This is a genomic window from Halococcus thailandensis JCM 13552 (assembly GCF_000336715.1).
Taxonomy (GTDB): Archaea; Halobacteriota; Halobacteria; order Halobacteriales; family Halococcaceae; genus Halococcus; species Halococcus thailandensis.
In genome coordinates, this window is the sequence record NZ_AOMF01000142.1 from 1 (window position 1) to 9,220 (window position 9,220).

Genomic DNA, 9,220 nt, shown 5'->3' on the forward strand with positions numbered 1-9,220 from the left:
AACGCCCTCGACGAACTCTCCAAAGGCGACATCGAATTCACTGACCATACCCGGCATGGTAAGATGCTAGTCGAATCCCAACCCGAGCGTCGTGACTGTCGGGCGTCGTCAGCGGCCACAACATGAGCCCCGTCAGAGACCCGCCTGACAACTACTAGATCACAAACAGGAACGATACTCTCACACACGACTGCAGTGTATGCATCCGTCGTCTACCGCCGGGTGTACCGCCTCAGATAGCCTCATAGCTGTAATAGAGACAACCCGGCTGAGTCGAGTGCTGACGACAACTGTCAGTGACGGTGTCGCCGATCGGAACCGCACAGCGATCGTTCGCACGCTCCTCTCCGATGCATAGGGATCCAATTTCGCAACCTGAATGAGACAGATTTCGGCGATCACCGAGATCCAACGTCCTTTGCAGTTCACATATGCGACGATCTCTGCAGTCATACGAACAGTGATCGCTGCACTGCCTCACTAAATCGTGAACGACAGAACCGATTCAGAGGCCCCAAAACACAATTCTACCCAGAACTATTGGCGGCAACCAATTATTACAATATCAATTATGATGTTCTCACTAGAGACGACATCACCGGAGCAATCATATCAATATATAGTACTCTACAAGAACGCAATGTCTCATCCAGAAGAACTACGAGTGTGTATATATCTACCTGCGAAGATCGATGTGAGCACACTCCTCCTGCCATCGACACGACAAACCGCCTGATGACGACGACTAACCGCTATCCTGTCCGAGACCAACGGGATTTACCCACCCGAACTCCTACCGACTACATGCCTTCTCGTGGCGCGATCGTCGATCTCGATGGCACCGTCTATCGCGGCGACGCGCCGATCCCGGGTGCGCGCCGCGGCATCCAAGCGCTCCGGAACGCCGCCTACGACCTCTGTTTTTTCTCGAACAACCCGATGCAGACACCCGCCGAGTTCGCCGACCGCCTCGCCGAGATGGATCTTACCGTCCGCCCCGACGAAATCGAGTCAGCGGGCACTGTCACCGTCGACTATCTCGCTGCCGAACACGCCGCCGACCGACTGTTCCTCATCGGAGCACCGGGATTACGAACACAGCTCACCGACGCCGACCTCACGCTGACCGACGAACCCGAAACCGCCGACGTACTCGTCGCTTCCTACACCCGCGATTTCGAGTACGACGACATGACCGACGGCCTGCGCGCACTCGATGCGGGTGCAGCCTTCGTCGGCACCGACCCCGACGTGACGATCCCGACCGCAAACGGCGTCATCCCCGGATCGGGCGCCATCATCCGTGCCATCGCGGGCGTCGCCGAGCGCGAGCCCGACGTTATCGTGGGCAAACCCACAGACCACGCCCTCTCCGCTGCGCTCGCCACGATCGACGCCGCCCCCGAGAACTGTCTCATCGTCGGCGATCGTCTTGATACCGATATCGCGATGGGTGCACGCGCTGACATAGAGACCGTACTCGTTCGCACCGGCACGACCGACGACGACACCCTCGCCACGAGCGACCTCACGCCCGATCACGTCCTCGATTCGCTGGGCGATATCGAGACGGTGCTGTAGAAGCGCTCGTTGCAATCCCGACCAACCCGTTTGCGGTTCCCGAACGCTTTTACTGACAGTCGCTGAACAATCGGTGGCTATGGCAGACGAAGACGAACTCAGAAGCCAGATGATCGACGCGTTCGAAGAGGCCGACTACCCGATTTCGAGTCCGATGGATCTCGTGCCGGCCCTGCCAAACGGGCCGTCGACGAAATTCGAATCGGGCGATTTCTCGATGACGGCGATGGAGCTCAACACGAAGCTCTCGGGGGGCGATTTCCCCTACGAGAGCCCCGAGAGCTTCGTCGACGACGTCATCGAACAGCTCAACGAGCAAGACGAGATCTGAGTCGGCACTCTCGTCAAAAGGGGCGAAGTTAACTCGCCGGCGGTCGAACGCCACACATGGATGGGTTGGCGGCGCTTGTCGAAGCGTTGGTGCGGACGTTCGGCCCGTTCGTCATCCCTGCGACGGTGTTCGTCATCGGTCTCGCCGGCTACGGACTCCTCTTCGTGCTCAATCGCTGGCTCGACAGTTGGTCGTAGACGACTCCACGATCGCCACAAAGCCTAAGCGCGCACCTCTCGCCCAATCAATCATGAGCGACGCGATGGGTGAGTTCCCGGTACCCGACGTCGAGGACCTGCCCGAGGACGTGCGCGCACGCATCGAAGCCGAAACTGAGGACGCGGGCTTTACGCCGAACGTCTTCGCAGCCTTTGCCTACCGGCCCTCGCATTTCCGGGCGTTTTTCGCCTATCACGACGCCCTCGTCGAGCAGACGGCCCTCGAACGCGAGGAAATCGAGATGCTCATCGTCACCGTCAGCGGCGTCAACGACTGTTATTACTGTACCGTCGCCCACGGTGCGTTGCTTCGCATCTACGCCGACGATCCCTATCTCGCCGATCAGCTCGCCGCCAACCATCGCGCGGCCGATCTTGCCGAACCTCATCGCACGATGCTCGACGTCGCGGTCAAGCTCACCGAATCGCCCGGCGAGGTCGATTCCGACGATATCGAGCGCCTGCGCGAAGTCGGCTTTTCCCAGAAGGCAGCGTGGGATATCGCCAGCGTCACCGCCTACTACAATCTCTCGAACCGGATGGCGAACTTCGCCGACATGCGTCCCAACGAAGAATTTCACACGCTCGGGCGCTGATCGCTGCCGACCGATCTCGAACGCATCGCACCCGCACCGAACTCAGGCCGTCGGCGCAGGGTCGTACTCCGGGCCGACACAGACCGACAACGCCGCCGGTTGCACGGTGAGCGTGAGGCGATCGCGGCGGTAGATTTCGCCGTCGAGGCTGAAATCCACCGCGTCGGCCCGACTCTCGATTTCGATGCGTTCGGCGTCGAGTCGTGTCACGTGTTCGGTGTCGCGGCCCAACAGCTGCTGGGCGATGGCTTCTGCGACCGCCTCGCCCGGCGGCATCTGCTCGATGAGCGTCACGTCGAACAGGCCGTCCTCGACGTTTGCCTGGCCGAGCTCCTTGGCGAACCGGCGGGCGTTGCCGATGAGCACCGAGAGCGCCTCGCCCGACCAGGTGTGCTCGCCCTCGTCGGTGACGACATCGATATCGAGCGCGAGTCCCTCGAAGCTCGTCGCCTGCTGGACGCCCGTGATGACGAACGCGAGCGGGCCAAAGCGTTCTTTCATGTCCGAGGTGGTCGCCGCGCTCGTGTCGGCGGTCAGGCCGGCGATGCAGGATTTGACGAACGGCGTGTCGTCGGCGAACCCGATGTCGATTGCCCGCGCCTCACCCTCTTCGAGCAGCTCGAAACCGTGTTCGATGCTCCGAACGCCGATGTCGCCGGCGAAGATGTTCGCCGTACCGGCGGGGAGCACTCCGAACCGCACCGTATCGAGCGCGTCGGCGTCGGCGAGCCCCTGGACGATCTCCTGGACGGTGCCGTCGCCGCCACACGCTCCAAGGACCGTCACGCCGTCGGCGATGGCCTCGCGTGCGAGCGCCGCCCCGTCGCCTTGCTTTGTGGTTTCGACGACCGAGTAGCCGTGGCGGTCGGCCAGTCGTCGGACCGCCGGGCCGTGCTCGCCGCCGCCGCTCGTCGGGTTCACGATGACGCGGCGTTTCGCCCCGTCGGGCGGTCCTGCCGCAGTCACTGTGTGTTCCGGGTCGGGGGCCATCGTGTCACATGCCGGATTGCACGCCGAGACGGATAGGCCATCGGCCTGCTCACCGCGCCGGTGCGGTCGTTTTCGGGTAGTGTTGTGCGCGTCGACCACATTCGTTATGAGTCTCGCGGCCCTCCCACTAGGTATATGGACGACAGCGCAGGCTACGACGTCGCAGTTATCGGCGGTGGGCCGGCGGGTCTGACCGCAGCACTGTACACGACGCGGCTCGGCCACGATACGGTCGTGCTCAATCGAGGTGGCGGTCGTGCCGCGATGATGCGCGATACGCACAACGTCATCGGTGTCACTGAGGAAACCAGCGGCAACGAGTTCCTCCAGGCCGCGATCGAACAGCTCGAGGGCTACGGCACGGACTACCGCCAGACGTTCGTGACGGACGCCGAGCGAGTCGACGACGAGCGAGCGTTCGAGCTTACAACGAACGACGCCGAACTGTTCGCCGACCGCGTGGTGCTCGCGACCGGCTTTTCGGACGTCCATCCCGATCCGCCGCTGCCCCGCACTGGACGCGGCCTGCACTACTGTCTGCACTGTGATGCCTACATGTTCGTCGACGAGCCCGTCTACGTGATGGGTCACGGCGAGTCGGCCGCCCACGTCGCGATGATCATGCTCAACTTCACCGACGAGGTGGATCTCCTGTTGCGCGGGCACGACCCCGAGTGGTCCGAGGAGACCGACCGCCAGCTGCGTGCCCATCCGGTCGATATCGTCGACAGCGACGTCGAAAGCAAGTTCGCCGACGAGGACGATCCGGAGTGGCTCGGCGGCTTCGAATTTGAGAACGGCGAGCGCCGCGAGTACATGGGTGGGTTCGGGATGTACGGCTCCGAGTACAACAACGATCTCGCGCGCGAACTCGGTTGCGAGATCAACGACGATGGTACCGTGGCGGTCGACGACCACGGCAACACCTCCGCCGACGGTGTCTACGCCGTGGGCGATCTCGTCCCCGGTCACAACCAGATCCCCGTCGCGATGGGGCAGGGAGCCAAGGCTGGCATCGATATCCACTACGACCTCCGACGGTTCCCGATGAGCCTCGACGAGCTCGAAGCGGAGGGCGAGATTGCGGCCGACGACGTCCCCGCGATCTCCGACGAGCTGCGCGAGCGCTCGGCCGCCCGCGCCACGGGCGACGACTGAGATCGGTTTTTATTGCACACGATCGACAGGTACGCGTTCGCCGACCGCGAGTGGTATGTATCATCAGCCCGCTGGTCGTGGTATGCACGGTGAGTACCGATAGATGGAGCGCATCACGCTCGAAAACACCGTCTTCGAGGGACTGAACAACGTCTACGTCCTCGGTGCGGGGTCGGACGCGCCGACGCTGATCGATACCGGCGTGGCGACAGCCGAGACGCGCGAACAGTTGGACGAAGGGCTCGCCGACGCGGGCGTGGCGATCGCGGATATCGAGCAGATCCTGCTCACCCACTGGCATGGCGATCACGCGGGGCTGGCGGGCGAACTCCAAGAGGAAAGCGGCGCGACGGTCCGTGCTCACGCCGCCGACGCACCGCTCATCGGCGGCGAGGAGAGCGCGTGGGACGCGATGGACGAACGCCAGCGCGACCTGCTCGACGAATGGGGGATGCCCGCCGAGCCACGAGAGGAACTGCTCGGCTTTCTCGACGGCAGTCTGCAGGGAACGCCGCCGACCGTCGAGCCGTTCGAGGACGGCGCGCGCTTCGACACGCCCGAAGGGACTCTCGAAGCGCTGCATCTGCCGGGCCACGCCGCCGGGCTCGCGGGCTTTGCCTTCGAGGGTACCGACGGTCGTGAACTGTTCTCGGGCGATGCGTTGCTCCCCCATTATACGCCGAACGTCGGCGGGGCCGACGTGCGCGTCGAGCGCCCGCTCGCGAACTATCTCGACACGCTATCCGGCATCGTCGACGCGGGGTTCGCCCGCGCGTGGCCCGGTCATCGCGATCCCATCGACGATCCGGCCGGTCGCGCCCGCGAGATCATCGTCCATCATCGCGAGCGCACCGGTAACGTCCTCGACGTACTGCGCGAGTACGGGCCGGCGACCGCGTGGACCGTGAGCGCACACCTGTTCGGCGATCTCTCGGCGATCCATATCCTCCACGGGCCGGGCGAGGCCTACGCCCATCTGGAACATCTCGACGCCCACGGCGTGACCGAACGAACCGACGACGGCTACCGACTGCTCGACAGCGAGCCCGATCTCGACGAACTGTTCCCTGCAGTCGAGGCGTGAGGTAGCGGTGGCGGCGCGGCCGCGCGGAGCGGTACGGGAGCGGTTCCTTGGTGGATGAAGGGCGAGCGCGACCGTAGGGAGCGCGAGGGCTTCGGCGGTGCTGTAGTGGTAGAGTATCCGCGCGAGTGGAACGAGCGCGATTCACCGTGAGCGAGGCCGAAGGCCGAGCGAGCGGGAAGTTTTTAGCGTAGCTTTTTGCAAGTGGGGGTCGGGCGAGCGAACGGAGTGAGCGAGCGCGACCCCTCGCAGTAAAAAGGTACTACTCGGGCGTGACGGGATTCGAACCCGCGGTCTAGAGGTTAGGAACCTCTCGCCCTATCCGCTAGGCCACACGCCCGGCGAGGTCTGGGGCGGCGGATCGAAAAACCGTTGCGTTACTGGTTGCTCTCGACTTCGGTGTTGCGCTCTTCGACTTCGGGCGGGTTGTGATCGACGGTGTCGGTCTGTGTGTCGGTCGCGTCGGCTTCGGTCGTGGTGGTCGTTTCACCGGTGTCGGAGTCGCCTTCGACGTTGCTCTCCTGCATCTCGTCGAGTTCCTCCTCGATCTCCTGGCGTCCCTTGTCGAACTCGCCGCGGGCCTGACCGAGCGCGCCAGCGAGCTGGGGAATCTTGTTCGCGCCGAACAGGAGGACGATGATCACGAGGATGATCAACACCTCCGGTCCGCCGGGAATACCCGGGATCTGCAGCAGCGATAATCCCATCATTGTGGCTGTAGCTTACGAACTATCCATTATAGGCCTTTTGCTCACCGAAACGACCGCTGTGGGCGGGCAGGCATGCGTTCGCCGACCGCCCGACTGTCCGGCCGTCCGATTCCCGTGGCGGGCACAACAGTCATGCGCGGGCGACACCGACCGATGGGTACGATGCTCTCCGATGGCGACTCGGCACCGGCGTTCACCGCACCGCTCGCGAACGGCGATCTCGGCGAGACGTTCACGCTTTCGGAGCGCCTCGACGACGCGCCGCTCGTGCTCGCCTTCTTCCCCGGCGCGTTTTCGAGCGTCTGCACCGGCGAGATGCGTACCTTTCAGGAACGCCTTGACGACCTCGCGGACGCCGGCGCGCGGATCTACGGGATCAGCGTCGATTCGCCGTTCGCGCTCAACGCCTTCCGCGAGGAGAACGATCTGGAATACGATCTCATCAGCGACGCGAACCACGAGATCGTCGACGCCTACGACGCGACGATGAGCTTCGACGAACTGGGCATCGACGAGGTCGCCCAGCGCGCGGTGTTCGTCCTCGACGGTGACGGCGAGATCACCTACACGTGGCGCTCCGACGATCCCGGCGTCGAGCCGGACTACGACGAAGTCGTGAGCGCAGCCCGTAACGCAGCCTGAACTGAGCGAACCCAATCGGTTTTCCCGGCGGCCGCCTATTCCGTTCCATGAGCGACACCGATAGCGCCCGCAAGGGCCGAGTGTACGATCCCGACATCGAACACGCGTTTCCCGACGAACGACTCAACGAGGTGCTCGAAACGGTCGAAAACGATGCCGAGATCCAGGCCTATCTCGACGCCCAGAACGTGAACCCGGTCACGAGAAAGCGCTACAACGATCACGGATCGAAACACATCTCGATCGTCCGCAACCGCGCGCTCTGTCTCTACGACCTGCTGAAAGCCGGCGGCGTCACGTTCAACGGTGCGGGCGATCAGGGGCTCGCCGAGGCCGACGAACCGGTGATCATCGCGCTGGCCGCGACGCTCCACGACATCGGCCATGTCGTCCACCGCGCCGACCACCCCTACTACTCGATCCCGCTCGCCGCCGACGTGCTCGACCGCCTCCTCCCCGATTTCGGCTGGTACGACGTCGAGGAGCGCGTCCGACTCAAAGGAGAGGTGCTCCACGCGATCCTCTGCCATCACACTGCCGAGATGCCGCTCACGCTCGAAGCCGGCGTCGTCAGGGTTTCCGACGCCCTCGACATGGAACACGGCCGCTCGCGCCGCCCGTACGAACAGGGCGGGCGCGGCATCAACACCGTCTCCAGTCAGGCCATCCGCGAGCTAACCCTCAGGGCGGGTGACGACGTCCCCGTCGTCGTCGAGATCGAGATGACCGACGCCGCCGGCGTCTATCAGGTCGACAGCCTACTCAAGGCGAAACTCACCGATTCAGGGCTCGAAGACGATGTTCGCATCGTCGCTGTCACGACCCGCGAGCCCGACGAACGCCTCATCGAACGCGTCGAGCTCTAAGACGCACTTTTTTGGACGGGGGCATCGCGCGCCTACGGCGTCTGCTCGCGGGCCGTAGGCTCGCTCGCACGGACCGAGGCGGCTCCGCCGCCTCGCGGCGCTCAACCCCCGACCAAAAACCTGGNCGGCGTCTGCTCGCGGGCCGTAGGCTCGCTCGCACGGACCGAGGCGGCTCCGCCGCCTCGCGGCGCTCAACCCCCGACCAAAAACCTGGACTGAAAACACCCGCTCGTTCGCTCCGCTCACTCGCGGCGAACCGCGCTCGCTGCGCTCGCGCGGTGCAACCCATTCCGCAACCGCACAGCACCGCCGAAGCCCTCGGCGCGCTCCCTTCGGTCGCGGCACTCGCTTCGCCCTTCATCCGCCAGGGCCGCACCGCTCCGCAACCACGAATCGCTACCGCAGCCGTAGGCCACAGATCACCCACGGAGACCGTCAGCGGCGGCTTTCCGTGTGTTTAACGGTACGTATTCGGCAGGCGCTAATTCCCCTTCCTCAACGAGTACCACAGTCCGCCGAACGGCGGACAAGGAGCGGAGTAGGGAGGGGATACAGCGCCGTCANTTCGGCAGGCGCTAATTCCCCTTCCTCAACGAGTACCACAGTCCGCCGAACGGCGGACAAGGAGCGGAGTAGGGAGGGGATACAGCGCCGTCATCATCTGTTCTTTCGGCCGATTCGCCATACGTCGGAAAGTCCATGTAGTGGGGTGGCGTACACATGAGTGAACCCAATGTCTTACGGCCTCGACTCAGGTTCACACTCGGTCTATTCCCTCCACTATCACCTGATACTCGTCACAAAGTATCNATGAGTGAACCCAATGTCTTACGGCCTCGACTCAGGTTCACACTCGGTCTATTCCCTCCACTATCACCTGATACTCGTCACAAAGTATCAGCGTGGGGTTCTAACCGAAGACCGAACCAATTTCATACACGGGGTCATCGACGGGTTTGCGGACAACTACGGCGTTGAAGTCTCGCACCTCGACGGCGAAGACGACCATATACACGTCCTGTTCAAAACGAAACCCACGACGGACCT

Annotated in this window: 11 protein-coding genes, 1 tRNA gene and 1 pseudogene; 10 read left to right on the forward strand and 3 right to left on the reverse strand. The window is 63.5% G+C overall.

Features of this window, described 5'->3' with window-relative positions:
• Nucleotides 1-804 precede the first annotated feature (804 nt).
• The 4 genes from C451_RS06510 (at nt 805) to C451_RS06520 (ending at nt 2,726) form a co-directional block, all read left to right on the forward strand.
• Nucleotides 805-1,581, forward strand: coding sequence for an HAD-IIA family hydrolase (locus C451_RS06510; RefSeq protein ID WP_007739017.1), 777 nt, complete (start codon nt 805-807; stop codon nt 1,579-1,581).
• Nucleotides 1,582-1,660: 79 nt separating this feature from the next.
• Nucleotides 1,661-1,912 carry an MTH865 family protein gene (locus C451_RS06515; protein WP_007739018.1) on the forward strand — a complete coding sequence of 84 codons (252 nt, stop codon included), beginning with the start codon at nt 1,661-1,663 and terminating at the stop codon, nt 1,910-1,912.
• Between the two features lie 56 nt (nt 1,913-1,968).
• A complete protein-coding gene (locus tag C451_RS22880; protein WP_162832748.1) occupies nt 1,969-2,109 on the forward strand; it encodes a hypothetical protein in 141 nt (46 codons plus the stop codon).
• A 53-nt stretch (nt 2,110-2,162) separates the two neighbouring features.
• Entirely contained in the window at nt 2,163-2,726 is a 564-nt protein-coding gene (locus tag C451_RS06520) for a peroxidase-related enzyme (RefSeq protein ID WP_049913023.1), read from the forward strand.
• A gap of 42 nt (nt 2,727-2,768) precedes the next feature.
• Here C451_RS06520 and C451_RS06525 read toward each other — a convergent pair whose 3' ends face one another.
• Entirely contained in the window at nt 2,769-3,716 is a 948-nt protein-coding gene (locus tag C451_RS06525; RefSeq protein ID WP_007739020.1) for a diacylglycerol/lipid kinase family protein, read from the reverse strand.
• 135 nt (nt 3,717-3,851) lie between these two features.
• Between C451_RS06525 and C451_RS06530 the strand changes: the two genes are divergently transcribed.
• Together C451_RS06530 and C451_RS06535 are read left to right on the forward strand one after the other, a co-directional pair.
• A complete protein-coding gene (locus tag C451_RS06530) occupies nt 3,852-4,874 on the forward strand; it encodes an NAD(P)/FAD-dependent oxidoreductase (RefSeq protein WP_007739021.1) in 1,023 nt (340 codons plus the stop codon).
• Between the two features lie 103 nt (nt 4,875-4,977).
• Nucleotides 4,978-5,958 carry an MBL fold metallo-hydrolase gene (locus tag C451_RS06535; RefSeq protein WP_007739023.1) on the forward strand — a complete coding sequence of 327 codons (981 nt, stop codon included), beginning with the start codon at nt 4,978-4,980 and terminating at the stop codon, nt 5,956-5,958.
• A gap of 264 nt (nt 5,959-6,222) precedes the next feature.
• Here C451_RS06535 and C451_RS06540 read toward each other — a convergent pair.
• Both C451_RS06540 and tatA read right to left on the reverse strand, forming a co-directional pair.
• Nucleotides 6,223-6,295 (reverse strand) — tRNA-Arg (locus tag C451_RS06540).
• Nucleotides 6,296-6,332: 37 nt separating this feature from the next.
• A complete protein-coding gene (gene tatA / locus C451_RS06545) occupies nt 6,333-6,665 on the reverse strand; it encodes a twin-arginine translocase TatA/TatE family subunit (RefSeq protein WP_007739026.1) in 333 nt (110 codons plus the stop codon).
• A gap of 162 nt (nt 6,666-6,827) precedes the next feature.
• On the opposite strand from tatA, the gene C451_RS06550 reads away from it, so the two are divergent.
• From C451_RS06550 to tnpA, 4 genes and pseudogenes are all read left to right on the forward strand, one after another.
• Complete coding sequence (locus C451_RS06550; RefSeq protein ID WP_007739027.1) at nt 6,828-7,307, forward strand: redoxin domain-containing protein; 480 nt, start codon at nt 6,828-6,830, stop codon at nt 7,305-7,307.
• 47 nt (nt 7,308-7,354) lie between these two features.
• Nucleotides 7,355-8,173 (forward strand): HD domain-containing protein, encoded by an 819-nt coding sequence (locus C451_RS06555; RefSeq protein ID WP_007739028.1) that lies wholly within the window; start codon nt 7,355-7,357, stop codon nt 8,171-8,173.
• Between the two features lie 733 nt (nt 8,174-8,906).
• Nucleotides 8,907-8,981 (forward strand): annotated as a pseudogene (locus tag C451_RS24600) (IS200/IS605 family transposase); the annotation flags it as partial.
• 15 nt (nt 8,982-8,996) lie between these two features.
• Nucleotides 8,997-9,220: IS200/IS605 family transposase (gene tnpA / locus C451_RS21050; protein WP_007739033.1), on the forward strand; the 224-nt coding region annotated here is incomplete at its 3' end.

Bases quoted from the DNA above. Each gene is read 5' to 3' on its own strand.
- C451_RS06510 (WP_007739017.1), top strand. From the start codon at position 805: ATGCCTTCTCGTGGCGCGATCGTCGATCTCGATGGCACCGTCTATCGC.
- C451_RS06525 (WP_007739020.1), bottom strand. From the start codon at position 3,716: ATGGCCCCCGACCCGGAACACACAGTGACTGCGGCAGGACCGCCCGAC.
- C451_RS22880 (WP_162832748.1), top strand. From the start codon at position 1,969: ATGGATGGGTTGGCGGCGCTTGTCGAAGCGTTGGTGCGGACGTTCGGC.
- tatA (WP_007739026.1), bottom strand. From the start codon at position 6,665: ATGATGGGATTATCGCTGCTGCAGATCCCGGGTATTCCCGGCGGACCG.
- C451_RS06550 (WP_007739027.1), top strand. From the start codon at position 6,828: ATGCTCTCCGATGGCGACTCGGCACCGGCGTTCACCGCACCGCTCGCG.
- C451_RS06530 (WP_007739021.1), top strand. From the start codon at position 3,852: ATGGACGACAGCGCAGGCTACGACGTCGCAGTTATCGGCGGTGGGCCG.
- C451_RS06555 (WP_007739028.1), top strand. From the start codon at position 7,355: ATGAGCGACACCGATAGCGCCCGCAAGGGCCGAGTGTACGATCCCGAC.
- C451_RS06515 (WP_007739018.1), top strand. From the start codon at position 1,661: ATGGCAGACGAAGACGAACTCAGAAGCCAGATGATCGACGCGTTCGAA.
- C451_RS06520 (WP_049913023.1), top strand. From the start codon at position 2,163: ATGAGCGACGCGATGGGTGAGTTCCCGGTACCCGACGTCGAGGACCTG.
- C451_RS06535 (WP_007739023.1), top strand. From the start codon at position 4,978: ATGGAGCGCATCACGCTCGAAAACACCGTCTTCGAGGGACTGAACAAC.